This is a genomic window from Aeromonas sp. (assembly GCF_050252055.1).
Lineage (GTDB): Bacteria > Pseudomonadota > Gammaproteobacteria > Enterobacterales > Aeromonadaceae > Aeromonas > Aeromonas caviae.
The window spans coordinates 274,461-290,855 of the sequence record NZ_JBFWLQ010000002.1 but is presented as its reverse complement, the minus strand read 5'-3'; the positions used below and the strand labels follow the sequence as shown (position 1 = coordinate 290,855).

Below are 16,395 nucleotides of genomic sequence, written 5' to 3'. Positions count from 1 at the left end.
AAAAAGGTAGATAGCGGCCCTTAACCCGACGCTGTTTTGTCCCGATAGAGCTCGAGGATGCTGGAAAAATCCTTGTTCTCCTGGCCCAGGCTCCCGTGCAGGTTGAAGAGGTTGCGGGCCAGGGCCCCCATGGGCACGGCGCTGTGGGCATGTTCCGCCAACGCCATGGCGAGCCCCAAATCCTTGACCATCAGCCGGGTCATAAAGCCCCCTGTATACCCACGGGATGCCGGGACGTTCTCCATCACCCCGGGCCAGGGGTTGTAGCGCTCAAGGCTCCAGTTGTTGCCCGAACTCTTGCCCATGATGGTGGAGAGCACGGCGGGATCCAGCCCCTCCTTGACCCCGAGCGCCAGCGCCTCGGCGGTGCCGGCCATGTGGATGGCGAGCAGCATGTTGTTGCACATCTTGGCGATCTGGCCCGCGCCGAGGGCACCGGCGTGAAACAGGTTCTGCCCCATGCAGGCGAGCACGGGTCTGGCCGCTTCAAAATCCGCTTGTTCGCCGCCGACGATGAAAGTGAGCGTGCCCGCCGCCGCGCCAGCCACGCCCCCCGAAACGGGGGCATCGAGAAAACGGATGCCGCGCGCCTGCGCCGCCGCCCCCACCTGACGGGCCGAGGCCACGTCTATGGTGGAGCAGTCGATGACCAGGGCACCGGGCGACAGGGCCGCCAGCAGATCCTGGCCGCCCCGCTCACCGACACTCTCCCCCAGCCAGAGGCTGCGCACGTGCTCGCCCGCTGGCAGCATGCTGATGACCAGCTCGCAGCCGCTCACCGCTTCCCGGGCATTCCCGGCGGCAATGCAGCCAGCCTCGATGGCCCGGCTCAGGCTCTCGGGCACCAGATCAAACACCTGCACCCTGTGCCCCGCCCTGGCCAGGTTGGCGGCCATGGGCCCCCCCATGTTGCCAAGCCCGATAAACCCAATCCTTGTCATGGTGTGCTCCTTGTGTGTGATCCCGCGTCAGCGGGGGCGCAAGGGGTTGTCACCCTCGGGCCAGCGATAGAAGGCATCCAGCCAGGCCTCCCCCGCCTGCGGGGCCTGCCAGCGAGGGGACTTGTCCTTGTCGATGAGCAGGGCCCGCCCCCCTTCCACGAAGTCCCCTCTGAGCACGCAGTTGACCGAGAGGGTCAGCTCGTCGGCAAACACCTCGGCCAGGGACTGGCGCCGTGCCTGCCAGAACTGGCGCCAGAGAATGGCGCGGCTGATGGGGCTGCCGCGAAGGCAGGTCTCCCGCCCCTGAACCAGCGCCGGTTCGTCCAGCCCGGCGGCCTCGAGGCGTGCCAGCACCCCTTGCAGGGAGCGGCCAGCCAACAGCGCATCGATGCGGGCCTGGTGGGGCAGCAGTACGGGAGGCGGCAATGCCTGACCAGGGGCTTCCTGCAAATCGGTGAGCAGCACCTCGATCTGCTCGCAGGGGTCGCCTGCAGACCAGTCGAGGGCGGCGAGGCGCACCGGCAGTTCCACCCGCTCGCGGCTCCCCATGGCATGATCCGCGAGCCCCAGGCCGATGGCATCCGCCCCGTTGAAGCGGGCACCGGTGAGGCCAAGCCAGAGTCCGAGCCGCCCCGGCATCCGGCTCAAAAACCAGCTGGCCCCCACGTCCGGATAGAGGCCTATGGTCACCTCCGGCATGGCGAACAGACTCTTCTCGGTCACCACCCGGAACCCGGCCCCGGCAAAGAGACCGATGCCGCCCCCCATGCAGATGCCGTCCGCCACGCAGACAAGGGGCTTGCCGTAGCAGTGGATGTGGTGATCGAGCCGGTACTCCTGTTCGAAGAAGTCGCGGGCATAGCCAAACAGTGCCGACTCGCTCCCCTCCTGCTTGCGGTAATAAAAGGAGCGGATGTCGCCACCGGCGCAGAATGCCTTCTCGCCGGCCCCCTGCAACAGCACGCAGACGATGGCCGGATCCTGCTCCCAGCGGGTCAACGCCCCCTGCAACAACTGGATCATCTCAAGGCTCAGGGCATTGAGGGAGGCGGGGCTGTCCAGGGTGAGGATGCCGATGTGGCCACCATCCGCCGTGGGGCGGGTCTCGATGCGCACGGGCTCACTCATGGGCAGCCCCCGCAGACCGGGTATCTGCCCCTGCGACATGGCGGGCCGCCATCATTACCTCATTCATTCTTCACTCCCTCACTCTTTCGGCCTGGATTGGTCGTAACGCCAGCGCGGGGCCCGCTTCTCGAGGAAGGCCGCCACCCCTTCGCGCTGGTTGGTATCGTCAAACAGGGCGAGAAACAGGCTGCGCTCGAGCGGCAGCGCCGCGTCCCTGTGGGTGCTTCGCCCCTGATTGATGAGCTGTTTGCAGGCACGCAGGGCGCTCGGGCTCTGGCGCTCCACCAGCTGGGCCATCTGCTGCGCCGCCTCCCAGGCGTGCCCCTCGGTCACCACCTCCTCCACCAGCCCCATCTCGTAGGCCAGGGTGGCGCTCACCTTCTCGCCGCAGAGGATCATCCGCTTGGCCCAGCCCGGCCCCACCAGCTCGGTGAGGCGCTGGGTGCCGCCAGCACAGGGCAGGAGCCCCACCGAGGCCTCCGGCAACCCCAGCTTGGCCTGCTGCTCGGCGATGCGGATGTCGCAGGCCAGCGCGACTTCGAGCCCCCCTCCCATGGCATAGCCGTTGATGGCGGCGATGCTGACCCCGTGAAAGCGGGCCAGCGCCTCGAAGGCGTGGCCAAAAGCCTCGGCCACCTCGCGGGCATGCGCCAGGCTGCCGTCGGCGAACATCTTGAGATCGGCGCCAGCGCAGAAGAATTTCTCTCCGGCACCGCGGATCACCAGGGCCACCACGTCGGGGCGACCATCCAGCTCCACCATCATCTGCAAGAAGGCTTTCAGGCTGGCGAGCGTCCAGGTGTTGGCGGGTGGGTGATCGAGGGTGATGTAGGCCACGTGGCCGTGATATTCGAGCCTGATCCTTGTCATTGCGTTGTCCTTGTCAAAAAAACTGCCCCATGATGACAGGGTTGAATGGAGCCAACCTGCACCTGGCTCACAAAGCATGAGGACGCGCCGACTGCGTCCTCAGAGCAGGCCCCTCCCGCTACTCCAGCGACAGGCCGGGGTCGGCCAGCAGGTGGCGGGCGATGATGAGCCGCATCACTTCATTCGTCCCTTCCAGAATGCGGTGCACCCGGGTATCGCGCAGATAGCGCTCAAGCGGATACTCGCGGATATAACCATAGCCGCCAAAGAGTTGCAGGGCGTCGTCGCAAATGCGGTGACCCACATCGGTGGCAAAACGCTTGGCCATGGCGCACCAGGCACTCTTGTCCGGGCTGCCCTCATCGAGTTTGGCGGCCGCCTGGCGCACCAGCAGGCGGGCGGCGGCGAGCTCGGTGGCCATGTCGGCCAGGCGAAACTGCACGCTCTGGAATTCGCTGATCGGGTGTCCAAATTGCTGACGCTGGCGCACGTGCTCCAACGCGTCGTCCAGGGCCTGCTGGGCTGTGCCCAGAGAACAGCTGGCGATGTTGATGCGCCCCCCATCGAGCGCCTGCATGGCGAACTTGAACCCTTCCCCCTCCTCCCCCAGCCGGAAGCGAGCGGGAATGCGCACGGCATTGAAGTTCACCTCCCGGGTCGGCTGGCTGTTCCAGCCCATCTTCTCCTCCGCCTTGCCATAGCTCACCCCCGGCGTGTCGGCGGGCACCATAAAGGCGGAGATCCCCTTGGCCCCCTCGCCACCGGTGCGGGCCATCACCACCAGCACGTCGGTGCTGCCGGCGCCCGAGATGAACACCTTGCTGCCATCGAGGAGGTAATCCGCGCCATCGCGCACGGCGCGGGTCTTGAGGGCCGCAGCGTCGGAGCCCGCCCCCGGCTCGGTGAGGCAGTAGGATCCCAGCAGCTCGCCGCTGGCTAGCCTCGGTACCCACTCCTCGGCCACCTCGGCAGGCAGCCAGCTACCCAGCATCCAGCTCACCATGTTGTGGATAGTGAGATAGGCGGTGGTGGAGGTGCAGCCCATGGCGAGGCGCTCGAAGATGAGGCTGGCATCGAGCCGGCTCAGGCCCAGACCGTCATACTGCTCCGGGGTATAGAGGCCGCACAGGCCCAGCGCCGCCGCCTGCTTGATGGTGGGGATGGGGAACTCGTGCTCCCTGTCCCAGCGTGCGGCGTGGGGTTTGAGCGCCAGATCGGCGAAGGCGCCGGCCGACTCGACACAGGCCCGTTGGGATTCGGTCAGGGTAAAATCCATCTTGTTCGCTTCCTTTGTATTTGTTCCGTCGATCCGTTGCTGTCAATGGGGGCACCCGGGCAAAGTGGGTAACCCCTGCCGTCAGCGCAGCTGAATGGTCATATTGGGGCCGCTGGGAATGTCTTCGTCGAACCAGCGCTCCGTCACCGTCTTGGTCTCGGTGTAAAAACGCACCGCCTGCTTGCCGTAGGCGTGCAGATCCCCGTAGAAGGAGCCGCGCCAGCCGGTAAAGGAGAAGAACGGCAGCGGCACCGGGATGGGCACGTTGATCCCCACCTGGCCCACCGCCACCTCGTGGCGAAACTTGCGGGCGGCGGCGCCACAGCCGGTGAAGAGGGAGGTGCCGTTGCCGTAGGGGTTGGCGTTGATGAGGGCAAGCGCCTCATCCAGGCTCCCCACCTCGAGGCAGGCCAGCACGGGCCCGAAGATCTCCTCCCGGTAGATGCGCATCTCGGGGGTCACGCCGCGAAACAGGGTCGGCCCCACCCAGTTGCCCACCGGGTAGCCGGGTACGTCGCAAAAACGGCCGTCCAAGAGGCACTCGGCTCCCTCGGCAATCCCTGCCTCGATAAGCCCCTCCACCCTGACTTTCGCCTCCGGGCTGATGAGGGGGCCATAAGCCGCCTCGGGGTCGTGCCAGACGCCGGGTTTCACCTTGGCGAACTCGGCGGCAAGCTCGGGGATCCACTCCCTGGCGCTCCCCACGAACACCGCCACGCTGATGGCCATGCAGCGCTGACCGGCGGCGCCGACCCCGGCCCCCACCAGGTTGCCGAGTACCTGCGCCTTGTTGGCATCCGGCATGATCACCATGTGATTCTTGGCGCCGACAAAACACTGGGCGCGCTTGAGCTGCGACGTGGCACTGCGATAGACGTGGCCGCCGACCCGGGCCGAGCCCACGAAACTGACTGCCTTGACATCGGGATGGGCCAGCAGCGCATCCACCTGCTCGGCGCCGCCATGCACCACCGACAGAATGCCCCTGGGGGCCCCCGCCTCGGTAAACAGCTCGGCCAGGCGCATGGGGGTGAGAGGATCCTGCTCGGAGGGCTTGAGCACAAAGCCGTTGCCGCAGGCCACCGCCAGCGGGAACATCCACAGCGGGATCATGGCCGGAAAGTTGAACGGCGTGATGCCGACGCAGACCCCGAGGGGCTGCACCCAGGAGTGGCCGTCGACCCGGCGCGCCACGTTGCCCATGGTCTCCCCCAGGGTCTGGCTCGCAATGGCGCAGGCCTGCTCCACCACCTCGATGCCGCGCCAGACGTCCCCCTTGGCGTCCGCCAGGTTCTTGCCGGTTTCCTGGGCCAGCAGGGTCGCCAGCTCGTCGTGATGGGCTTTGAGCAGATGCTGGTAGTTGAACATCACCCGGGCTCGCTCGGAGGGAGGCACCTCCCGCCACTGCAGGTAGGCGTCGTGGGCGGTGCGCACCGCCAGCTCAATTTCCGCAGAGGTAGCTTTCGGCACCCGCGCCAGCAGATGCTGGTCCGCCGGGTCGGTCACCTCTATCCACTCGTCGCTTGCGGACGGACACGCCTCGCCACCGATGTAGAGCGGCAGATCCCCGTACTGGGTGTGATGCTGGCTCATGCCCCCCTCCTAGCCCGTGGGCAGGCGATGGCAGGCCACCCTGGGCCGGCCACATCCATGTTGCTGTTGCACATCCTGTTCACTCCTTGCGCTCATCTACCCGGGTAGCCCTTGCGACGGGCTGCCATCGAATTTACCTTAGACTAACAACTCATTTACGTTTACGCTAACGTAAACTTGAATCACGAATGGACTGACCAGTCATCACCCTGATGGCAGGGGAAATCGGCAGTCCACTGCACCAAGGAGAGCACGGATGCATGCCCTGATGGATGAAACCCTCCAGGCCCTGACCGAACAGGTCGAGGCTTTCTGCCAGAAAGTGATCGCACCGCGCGCCAGCGAGATCGATCAGAGCAACGCTTTCCCCCGGGATCTCTGGCCCCGCATGGGTGAGCTGGGGCTGCACGGCATCACGGTGGCGGAGGAGTATGACGGGGTGAACCTCGGCTATCTGGCCCATGTGCTGGTGATGGAGCAGGTGAGCCGCGCCAGCGCCTCGGTCGGCCTCTCCTACGGCGCCCACTCCAATCTCTGCATCAACCAGATCCACCGCCACGGCACCCCTGATCAGAAGGCGAGATATCTGCCTGATCTGGTCAGCGGCAAACACGTGGGGGCGCTGGCCATGAGCGAGCCGGGTGCCGGCTCCGACGTGGTGAGCATGCGCCTCACCGCGGTGCGCGAGGGGGATCACTTCGTGCTGAACGGCAACAAGATGTGGATCACCAATGGGCCCGATGCCAACACCTTCGTCATCTATGCCAAGACGGATGCCGCCGCCGGGCCCAAAGGGATTTCCGCCTTTATCGTCGAGGCGGGGACTCCCGGTTTTTCCACCGCCCAGAAGCTCGACAAGCTCGGCATGCGCGGCTCCAGTACCTGCGAGCTGGTGTTCGACAACTGCCGGGTGCCGCAGGAGAACCTGCTGGGCCCCCTACACGGGGGGGTCAAGGTACTGATGAGCGGGCTCGACTACGAGCGGGTGGTGCTGGCCGCCGGCCCCCTTGGCATCATGCAGGCCTGCATGGACGTGGTGCTGCCCTATGTGCGCGAGCGCAAGCAGTTCGGTCAGGCCATCGGCGAGTTTCAGCTGGTGCAGGGCAAGCTCGCCGACATGTATACCCGTCTCGCCAGCAGCCGGGCTCTGGTCTATTCGGTGGCGAGCGCCTGCGATCAGGGCCGCACCAGCCGCAAGGATTGCGCCGCCGCCATCCTGTTTGCCGCCGAGAACGCCACCCAGATGGCCCTCGATGCCATCCAGCTGCTCGGCGGCAACGGCTACATCAACGAATACCCCACAGGCCGCCTGCTGCGGGACGCCAAACTCTACGAAATCGGCGCCGGCACCTCGGAGATCCGCCGCTGGCTCATCGGTCGCGAGCTGATGGGAGAGAGCGCATGAGCAGGATCCACTCCCGCCTCGACACCGCGAGCCCCGACTATGAGGCCAATCGGGCCGCCATGCAGGCCCTGGTCGACGATCTCAATGCCCGCCTGGAGGAGATAGCCTTGGGCGGGGGCGCTGCCAACAACGCCCGCCATCAGGCCCGCGGCAAGCTGCTGCCCCGCGAGCGCATCGACCAGCTGCTGGACCCGGGCTCCCCCTTTCTCGAACTGTCGGCGTTGGCTGGCTGGCAGGTCTATGACGAACCGGTGCCCGCCGCCGGCATCCTCACCGGCATCGGTCGGATCTCTGGGCGCCTGTGCATGCTGGTGGTGAATGACGCCACCGTGAAGGGCGGCACCTACTACCCGCTCACGGTGAAGAAACACCTGCGCGCCCAGGCCATCGCCGAGCGGCTGCGCCTCCCCTGCCTCTATCTGGTGGATTCCGGCGGCGCCTTCCTGCCCATGCAGGACGAGGTATTCCCCGACCGGGAGCATTTTGGCCGCATCTTCTACAACCAGGCTCGCATGTCGGCCCAGAGCATCCCCCAGCTGGCGGTGGTGATGGGGCTCTGTACCGCCGGGGGCGCCTACGTGCCCGCCATGGCGGACGAGTCGATCATGGTCAGGGAACAGGCCACCCTCTTTCTGGCGGGCCCGCCCCTGGTCAAGGCCGCCACCGGCGAGGAGATCAGCGCAGAAGCCTTGGGCGGCGCCGAGGTGCACTGCGTCCACTCCGGGGTGGCGGATCACATGGCCCGGGACGATGCCCATGCCCTGGCCATCGCCCGCACCCTGGTAAGCAACCTGGGGGACAACCAGACGGCGGCGTCACCCGCCCCATCCGCTCCCTCCTATGATGAGCCGCACTACCCCATCGAGGAGCTCTACGGCCTGGTGGGCACCAGTCTCAAGCGCCCCTATGACGCACGAGAACTGATCGCCCGGCTGGTAGATGGCTCTGTGTTTGACGAATTCAAGGCGTTGTTCGGCACTACCTTGGTGACGGGTTTTTCCCGCATTGAGGGCATGCAGGTGGGGATCCTCGCCAACAACGGCGTGCTGCACAGCGACAGCGCCCAGAAGGGGGCTCACTTCATCCAGCTCTGCAACCAGCGGGGGATCCCGCTGCTGTTTCTGCAAAACATCACCGGCTTTATGGTGGGGAGTACGGCGGAGAAAGAGGGGATTGCCAAGCACGGCGCCAAGCTGGTGACCGCCGTGGCCTGCAGCCGGGTGCCCAAGATCACCCTGATCGTCGGCGGCAGCTTCGGTGCCGGCAACTACGGCATGTGCGGGCGCGCTTATGAACCGGATTTTCTCTTCAGCTGGCCCAACAGCCGCATCTCCGTCATGGGTGGCGAGCAGGCGGCCGGGGTGCTGGTGCAGGTGCGCCGGGACAAGCTGGCGGCCGAGGGCAAGACTCTGGGCGAGCCGGAGGCGGCCGCCATTCGCGCCCCGGTGATCGCGCAATACGAGCGCCAGGGTCACCCCTATTACGCCAGTGCTCGCCTGTGGGATGACGGCGTCATCGACCCGGCCCAGAGCCGCACCGTGCTGGCCCTGGCGCTGGCGGCCTGCCAGGGGGCCGAGCCTGGCCCCGGGCAGTACGGCATCTTCCGGATGTAAGGAGTTCATATGTCAGACCCGCTCTTCAACGATCCACTTGCCCATTTTCGCCTGGAGCGCCACGGCCCGGTGATCGAGCTGGTGCTCGCCCGCCCGGCCCGTCACAACGCCCTCGATGCCGACCTGATGCAGGGGCTGCTCGACTGTCTCGACGAGCTGGCCCACAGCCAGCCCCTCGCCGAACGCCCCCACGTGCTGCTGCTGCGCGCCGAGGGGCCGCATTTTTGCGCGGGCGCCGATCTCGAGTGGATGCGCAAGATGGCAGGGGAAGCGTTCGACCCCCGCGCCTTTGACAAGAATCGCGAGGACGCCCGGGTGCTGGCCCACCTGATGCAGGCACTGGACGAGCTGCCCTTCCCCACGGTGGCCCTGGTGCAGGGGGCCGCCTACGGCGGAGCCTTGGGACTTGTCTGCGCCTGCGACATCGTGCTGGCCAGCGAAAATGCCCGCTTCTGCCTCTCCGAGGTGACCCTGGGACTGGTGCCTGCGGTGATCAGCCCCTACGTGGTGCGCGCCATGGGGATGCGCCAGGCCCGCCGCTACATGCTGAGCGCGGAGCCTTTCGATGCCATCACCGCCTGCCGACTCAACGTGGTGCACAGGCTCAGCCAGCCTGATCAGTTGTTGGCGGAGGGACGCGCCATGGCCCTGCGGTTGTGTCGCAACGGCCCCCAGGCGATGAAGGAGACCAAGCGGCTGCTGGCCGCCCTCGAAGGGCGCCCAGGCCACCAGCACGAAGAGCAGACCGTCGAGACCATCGCCCGGGTACGGGTCGGCCTCGAGGCCCAGGAGGGGATCCAGGCCTTCTTCGACAAACGCCCCCCAACATGGCGCCCCTGTTTCAAGGACGAAGCATGACTCAATACCACCCCATCAAGCGCCTGCTGATCGCCAACTGTGGTCAATATCACTGGAGTGTGGATCAACACGCTTCGCACTTGTGCACCTTCAACAGCAGGGAGTCAGCATGACCAACCACTCTCCCATCAAGCGCCTGCTGATCGCCAACCGCGGTGAAATCGCCGTGCGCATCATCAAGACAGCACGACGCCTCGGCATTCACACCATCGCCCTCTACTCGGACGCCGACGCCCGCGCCATGCACGTGCGCGAAGCCGACGAGGCCTGGCATCTGGGGCCGGCCCCCGCCCGGGAGAGCTACCTCGACACCGGCAAGGTGCTCAAGATTGCCAAAGAGGCGAATGCCGACGCCATCCACCCGGGCTACGGTTTCCTCTCCGAGAACAGCGACTTTGCCACCGCCTGCGAGCAGCGGGGCCTGCGCTTTGTCGGCCCAAGCGGCGGCGCCATCCTCGCCATGGGGGACAAGTCGGGGGCCAAGGGGCTGATGCAGGCAGCCGGCGTCCCCGTGCTGCCCGGTTATCACGGCGCGGATCAGCACCCCGACTTTTTGCGCGATCAGGCGAGCCAGGTGGGCTTCCCGCTCCTTATCAAGGCGGCCAGCGGCGGCGGTGGCAAGGGGATGCGGCGGGTCGATCAGCTGGCCGACTTTGACGCGGCCCTGGCGGCGGTCAAGCGGGAGGCGAGTGCCGCCTTTGGCGACGACCATGTGCTGCTGGAGCGCTATCTCCCCCGCGCCCGCCACGTGGAGGTGCAGGTGTTTGCCGATGCCCTCGGCAACGCCATCTATCTGGGGGACAGGGACTGCTCCTTGCAGCGCCGCCACCAGAAGGTGATCGAGGAGGCCCCCGCCCCCGACATCTCCCCTGCCCTGCGCCGCGCCATGGGCGAGGCGGCCGTGGCGGCGGCCAAGGCCATCCACTATCAGGGGGCTGGCACCATCGAGTTTCTGCTATGCGGGGAGGAGTTCTTCTTCATGGAGATGAACACCCGGTTGCAGGTGGAGCATCCGGTTACCGAAGCCATCACAGGCCAGGATCTGGTGGCCTGGCAGCTGGCGGTGGCCGAGGGCAAACCGCTGCCCCTCACCCAGGAACAGGTGGTGCTGCGTGGCCACGCGGTGGAGGCGCGCCTCTACGCCGAGGACGTGGCCGCCGGTTTTCTGCCAGCGAGCGGCCCCATCCACTGGCTCACCTGGCCCAAGGGGGTGCGCATCGACACCGGCGTCACCGCTGGCGATGAGGTGAGCCCCTATTACGACCCCATGATCGCCAAGCTCGTCGCCCACGCACCGAGCCGCAGCGAAGCCTTTGCCACCCTGGCCGATGCCCTGGCAGCCCTGGATCTCGGCCCTCTGGTGCACAACGGCCCGCTCCTGCAGCGCCTGTGCGAAGCGCCAGAGGTGCTGGCGATGCGCCACCACACCCAGTGGCCCATTCCCACCGACACCCTGCCCGTTCCGGCGCTCGCCTGGCCCCTCGCCACCCTCTGGCTCGCCACTTGCGAGCGCGATGCCTCCCCCTGGCAGCAGGCCGCAGGCTTTCGGCTGGGCCCCACCCGCCGCTTTTGCGCCACGGTGCGCATCGGCGAGGAGACCCGCACTCTCACCCTCGCCGAGCGAGGGGGCGCCCTGCTCTGGCAGGGCGAGCAGATCCCGTTTGAACTCGGGTCAGATCAGATCCGCCTGTGCCAGAGTGGACATTGGCAGCGCTATCCGGTGCAGCCCCTCGGCGAGGGTGCCTATTTGCTGCACCTGGCGGGCAGACGCATCCGCTTCTCGCTCGATGATCAGCATCATCAGCTCCACCATGATCACGACACGAGCCATGTCCCGGGCATCCTGGCCCCCATGCACGGCATCGTGGTGGCGCTGCAGGTCGAGGCCGGCCAGCCGGTCAGCAAGGGGCAACCCCTGCTGGTGCTGGAGGCGATGAAAATGGAGCACGTCCTCAAGGCCGACCGGGACGGGGTGATTGAGGCCCTGCAGTGCCGCCAGGGGGAACAGGTGAGCCAGGGCGCCGTGCTGGTGCGCTTTGCCGAGGACCATACCGCGCAGGAGGAGCGCTCATGAGCCACACGCACGAGAACCGGGACGACAAGGTCAGCCTGGTGGAGATGGGGCCGCGGGACGGCCTGCAAAATGAGACCGCCACCCTCTCCCTGGCGCAGCGGCTGGCGCTCATCGCCCGCCTGGCCGAGAGCGGGTTGCAGCGCATCGAGGTGGGGGCCTTCGTGTCGCCCAAAAAGGTACCGCAGATGGCGGATTCCGCCGCACTCTTCAACGCCATGCCGCGCAGGGGGCCAACCCGCTATGGCGCCCTGGTGCCCAATCTGCAGGGTCTGCAGGCCGCCATCGCCGCACGCGCCGACGAGATAGGCCTCTTCACCGCCTGCTCGGACGGCTTCACCCGGGCCAACATCGGCATCAGCGTGGAGGAGTCCCTGGTGCGCTTTGCCCCCCTGGTGCAGGAGGCGCGCAGCCTCGGCATCAAGGTGCGCGGCTACCTCTCCACCGTCATCGCCTGCCCGTTCGACGGCCCGACCCGCCCGAAACGGGTCGCCGCCCTGGCCGAGCGGCTGCTGGATCTGGGCTGCCACGAGATATCCCTCGGCGACACCATCGGCGTCGGCACCCCGGGCACCGTGGCTCCCATGCTGGATGCGGTGCTGCACGAGATCCCGGCGGGCCGGCTTGCGGTTCATTTTCACGACACCTACGGCCAGGGGCTGGCCAACCTGCTGCCGGCGCTCGAGCGCGGGATCCGCACCATCGACTGCTCGGTGGCCGGGCTCGGCGGCTGCCCCTATGCCCCCGGCGCCTCCGGCAATGTGGCGTCGGAAGAGGTGGTCTATCTGCTGCACGGCCTTGGCATGAGCACCGGCGTCGATCTCGACCAGCTGGCCGCCACCGGCCAGTGGGTGAGCGAGCTGCTGGGGCGCCCCAACGGCTCCCGGGTCGGCCAGGCCCTGCACGGGAGGGAACGGCGCCTCGCACAAGAGCGAGAGCAGCGCCCCCCGGGAGGCCATCATGCATCATGAACCCGGCCCTTGCCGCTGTGCCAGGACCCCGCCAGCTCATCAGGAGGGCGCACCATGAGAGCCAGACACGCCAGTGGCAAGGAGAGGACCTACAGCATCTCGGAGCTGGCCCAGGAGTTCGACATCACCCCCCGCACCATCCGCTATTACGAGGACGAGGGGCTCATCACCCCGACCCGGGAGGGGCAGACCCGTATCTACAGCCACAAGGACAGGATCCGCCTGAAATTGACCCTGCGCGGCAAGCGCCTCGGGTTCAGCCTGGCGGAGATCCGCGAGCTGTTCGACATGTACGACACCGACCGCTCCAGCCGGATGCAGCTTCACTCCATGATCCAGCTCATCGAGGCCAGACGCCACTCCCTGCGCCAGCAACTGGAGGACATCCAGATGGTGATGGCCGAGCTCGATGCCGCCGAGCAGCGCTGCATCCACTCCCTCGGCGGCTTGAAAACCGACGGGGATTGACAGACTCTGGGGGTATCTCGCCCCCGGTATCCCGGTTTTCCAGTGGATATCCGCAGTGGCAGGCCCTGACCCGGCAACCCCCTTGTTCCCACATCGCCCGTCGCGACATGCCGGACAGACTGGGCGGTTTGGGCAAGCGGCGAGGTGGGGCAAACGGGGGAAATCCGGCCTTGGTCGCACAATAATTCCCCAGCCCGGTCAGAGTGCGGCGCACCTCATGAGTCCTTCCCATGAACCGGGCACGATTAATTGCTACCATATGCGCATCAAATGGAGACCATCATGCTCAAGCCTCTGCCCGCTCGTCTGCTGCGCTATGCCCTCTATCTTCTCGCGCTCCTGCTCATCGGCATCACCATCCTGCTCTGGCAGGCGCCGACCCTCATCCAGCGCCATCTCCCCGGCTGGCTTGCCACCCATTACGGTCTGCACCTCTCCCTTGGCAAGATAGAGGTGGGGATCCGCTCCCCCTCCCTCGTGCTGGGGCCCAGCGCCCTGCTCGATGACCAGCAGCAAACGCTGGTGTCATTTGAAGAGCTGAAGCTCATTCCCGCCTTGAAAGCGAGCTGGCAGCAGCGCGCCCTGGTACTGGAAGAGGCCACCCTGACCGCCCCCAGGGCAGATATGGTGCGCCTCGAGGATCTCAAAGGGGAGGTGCGCTTCAACCTGACCGATGCACTGGCCTCCCTGCTCTCCCCTGCGCCGGAGCAAACACCGCCAGCCGCCACCGAGCCCGTGCTGGTGACCATCGGCAAGCTGTCCGTCGAGCAGGGCCGGCTCAGCTACCGGGACACCCGCAAGCAGAGCAGCCCGGGGTGGGTGCCGCCCCTCACCCTGGACAAGCTCGCCCTGCACCTGCCCGGCTTTTCCAGCGCAGAGGGGGCGCTCAACCCCTATCGCCTGAGCGCCACCGTCAACGAGAAGAGCCCCCTCAAGGCCGAAGGGGAGTTCGACATGATGAGCGGCACCGGCAAGGGCAACCTCAGCCTTGGCAAGGTGGCCATCGCCCCCTTCGCCCCCCTCTGGGCCCCCTATCTCAAGGCGACCCTCGCCAAAGGGGAGGCCAGCGCCGAGCTCGCCTATCGCCTCACCCAGGGCAAGCAGGGACTGGACTGGCAGTTGTCAAAGGGCAAGCTGACCCTGGCCAACTGGCAGCTCACACGCAACAAGGGGGAGGAATTTGCCCGCTTCAAGCAGTTGGCGCTGACCGGGATCCGCATCGATGGCAACAAGCAGCGCCTTGAGCTCGATGCCGCCACCCTCAAGAGCCCCACCATCACCGCCGTCCTCGACCACCAGCAACAACTGGATCTCGCGGACCTGCTGATCCCCCAGAAGACCCCCAAGGGGGGCAAACAACCGGCCACCCCCGCCAAGCCCTGGCAATGGGCCCTCAAGCAGACCCGCATCGACCAGGGCAGCCTCACCCTGACCGAAGCCACCAGCGGCAAGCCCCTGAAACGGGCAATCTCCGCCATCGCCCTCACCCTGGGGCCCCTTGGCAGCCAGACCGCCCAACCCAGCCCCCTCACCCTCAACGCAGCCCTCGACACCAGGACGACGGTGGCGTTTGACGGCACCCTGGGGCTGACCCCCTTCACCCTGAACGGCGCCATCCGCCAGCAGGGGCTGCCGCTGACCCTGGCCCAACCCTACCTGCAGGATCTGCTGCGCATCAGCGTGCGGGACGGCGAGCTTGCCAGCCGCACCAGGCTGGACCTGGCCACCGACCGCCAAGGGGCCATCAGCAAGCTGGAGATAAGCGGTGGACTCGAGGTCGCCGGGCTCAACGTGCTGGATCGGGCCGACAACCAGCGCCTGCTCCAGATAGAGAATCTGCAATTGAGCGGCCTGCACTATGATGGCCTGAGCCAGCAACTGCGCATCGCCGACATCCTGCTCAGCAAACCCTATGCCCGCATCGAGATCAACGAAGAGGGGATCACCAACGTGCAGCAACTGCTGCTGCCGCAACCCGCCGCGAACGACAAGGAGAGCGCCCCCGCCCCGCACATCGTCATCGATCAGATCCGTACCGCCCAGGGCAACCTGCGCTTCGCCGATCGCAGCCTGAGCCCGGAGTTCGTGGTGGACATCGCCTCCCTCGATGGCCAGAGCCGCCATATCAGCAACACCCCTGGGCAGCGCTCCGAACTCGCCTTCAACGGCAAGGTGGACCGCTATGCCCCCGTCACCATCCGGGGGGGCGCCAACCTGCTCATCGAGGATCCCGTGCTGGATGTGGCCGTGGCCTTCAACAACCTGGAGCTCACCACCTTCACCCCCTACTCCAGCACCTATGCAGGATATGCCATCGACAAGGGGCAGCTCTCCATGAAGCTCAACTACAAGCTGCAGGGCAACCGGCTGGAGGGGGACAACGACATCACCATCAAGAAGCTGCAACTCGGGGAGAAGGTCAAGAGCGAGCAGGCCAAGGATCTGCCCCTCGGCCTCGCCATCGCCCTGCTGAGCGATTCGAACGGCGTCATCAAGATGAACCTCAAGGTGAAGGGCAATCTGGATCAGCCTGATTTCAGCCTGGGCAATATCTTCTGGGACGTGCTCGGCAATACCCTCGGCAAGGCCATCACCTCCCCCTTCTCCCTGCTTGCGTCCTTGACGGGGGGCACCAAGGATCTCGACGAGCTCCCCTTCCTGCCTGGCGATCCCGCCCTGACCCCGACCCAGCAGACCAAGCTGACCACCCTCGCCCAGGCCCTCAAGGAGAGGCCCAAGCTCAGCATGAACATCCGCGGCAAGGTCAACTTCAACGAAGAGCGCCCCATCCTCCAGCGCCAGAAGCTTGAGCGGCTGCTGGCCAAGACCACCGGCAGCCCGGTGGATTTGACGCTGCTGGAGCAGGATCCCGCCATGCAATCCGCACTGGCAGAGGCCTATGAAGCCAAGTTCAACGAAGATCTCGGGGATCTGGCCGACCGGTTGCGACTCGATGAAGGGAGCGAGGCCCTGCGCGCCCAGGCGGTGCTCCTGCTGCGGGATCAGCAGCTCATCACCGCCAAGTCCCTGCGAAACCTCGCCATGCGCCGCGCCCAGAACACCAAGGAGTATCTGGTGGATACCCAGGGCATCGCGCCGGAGCGCCTCTTCGTGCTCGACAGCCAGGTGAAGGAGACGGACAAGGAAGCCAAGGTGGTGCTGACCCTGGACAACTGATCCGGCGCCCGCCGGATGCCCCTC

12 protein-coding genes are annotated in these 16,395 nt (G+C 66.4%); 7 read left to right on the top strand and 5 right to left on the bottom strand.

The genetic code is table 11. The features are described 5' to 3' along the window. Positions 1-20: 20 nt before the first annotated feature. From mmsB to AB7E19_RS04910, 5 genes are all read right to left on the bottom strand, one after another. On the bottom strand, positions 21-941 hold the full coding sequence (mmsB, locus tag AB7E19_RS04930; RefSeq protein ID WP_427934692.1) for a 3-hydroxyisobutyrate dehydrogenase: 921 nt from the start codon (positions 939-941) through the stop codon (positions 21-23). A 27-nt stretch (positions 942-968) separates the two neighbouring features. Next, on the bottom strand, positions 969-2,069 hold the full coding sequence (locus AB7E19_RS04925; RefSeq protein ID WP_427934691.1) for an enoyl-CoA hydratase/isomerase family protein: 1,101 nt from the start codon (positions 2,067-2,069) through the stop codon (positions 969-971). A 78-nt stretch (positions 2,070-2,147) separates the two neighbouring features. Beyond that, positions 2,148-2,939 carry an enoyl-CoA hydratase gene (locus AB7E19_RS04920; RefSeq protein WP_427934690.1) on the bottom strand — a complete coding sequence of 264 codons (792 nt, stop codon included), beginning with the start codon at positions 2,937-2,939 and terminating at the stop codon, positions 2,148-2,150. A gap of 118 nt (positions 2,940-3,057) precedes the next feature. Then, positions 3,058-4,215 (bottom strand): acyl-CoA dehydrogenase family protein, encoded by a 1,158-nt coding sequence (locus tag AB7E19_RS04915; RefSeq protein WP_427934689.1) that lies wholly within the window; start codon positions 4,213-4,215, stop codon positions 3,058-3,060. Between the two features lie 81 nt (positions 4,216-4,296). Beyond that, positions 4,297-5,808 carry a CoA-acylating methylmalonate-semialdehyde dehydrogenase gene (locus tag AB7E19_RS04910; protein ID WP_427934688.1) on the bottom strand — a complete coding sequence of 504 codons (1,512 nt, stop codon included), beginning with the start codon at positions 5,806-5,808 and terminating at the stop codon, positions 4,297-4,299. A 256-nt stretch (positions 5,809-6,064) separates the two neighbouring features. Between AB7E19_RS04910 and AB7E19_RS04905 the strand changes: the two genes are divergently transcribed. From AB7E19_RS04905 to AB7E19_RS04875, 7 genes are all read left to right on the top strand, one after another. Next, positions 6,065-7,213 (top strand): isovaleryl-CoA dehydrogenase, encoded by a 1,149-nt coding sequence (locus AB7E19_RS04905; protein WP_324047216.1) that lies wholly within the window; start codon positions 6,065-6,067, stop codon positions 7,211-7,213. After that, the gene (locus tag AB7E19_RS04900; RefSeq protein ID WP_322131222.1) at positions 7,210-8,826 is read left to right on the top strand and encodes a carboxyl transferase domain-containing protein; all 1,617 of its coding nucleotides are present in this window, start codon (positions 7,210-7,212) and stop codon (positions 8,824-8,826) included. The genes AB7E19_RS04905 and AB7E19_RS04900 overlap by 4 nt, the downstream gene beginning before the upstream one ends. A 9-nt stretch (positions 8,827-8,835) precedes the next feature. Next, positions 8,836-9,684 (top strand): enoyl-CoA hydratase-related protein, encoded by an 849-nt coding sequence (locus AB7E19_RS04895; RefSeq protein WP_322131223.1) that lies wholly within the window; start codon positions 8,836-8,838, stop codon positions 9,682-9,684. A gap of 109 nt (positions 9,685-9,793) precedes the next feature. Continuing rightward, positions 9,794-11,758 carry an acetyl/propionyl/methylcrotonyl-CoA carboxylase subunit alpha gene (locus tag AB7E19_RS04890; protein WP_322131224.1) on the top strand — a complete coding sequence of 655 codons (1,965 nt, stop codon included), beginning with the start codon at positions 9,794-9,796 and terminating at the stop codon, positions 11,756-11,758. After that, positions 11,755-12,726, top strand: a complete 972-nt coding sequence (locus AB7E19_RS04885; protein WP_322131225.1) for a hydroxymethylglutaryl-CoA lyase — start codon at positions 11,755-11,757, stop codon at positions 12,724-12,726. The genes AB7E19_RS04890 and AB7E19_RS04885 overlap by 4 nt, the downstream gene beginning before the upstream one ends. Positions 12,727-12,780: 54 nt before the next feature. Further along, positions 12,781-13,194: a MerR family transcriptional regulator gene (locus tag AB7E19_RS04880; protein WP_010674587.1), complete on the top strand. Its 414-nt coding sequence runs from the start codon at positions 12,781-12,783 to the stop codon at positions 13,192-13,194. A 270-nt stretch (positions 13,195-13,464) separates the two neighbouring features. Next, positions 13,465-16,371 carry a DUF748 domain-containing protein gene (locus AB7E19_RS04875; protein WP_427934687.1) on the top strand — a complete coding sequence of 969 codons (2,907 nt, stop codon included), beginning with the start codon at positions 13,465-13,467 and terminating at the stop codon, positions 16,369-16,371. Positions 16,372-16,395 lie beyond the last annotated feature (24 nt).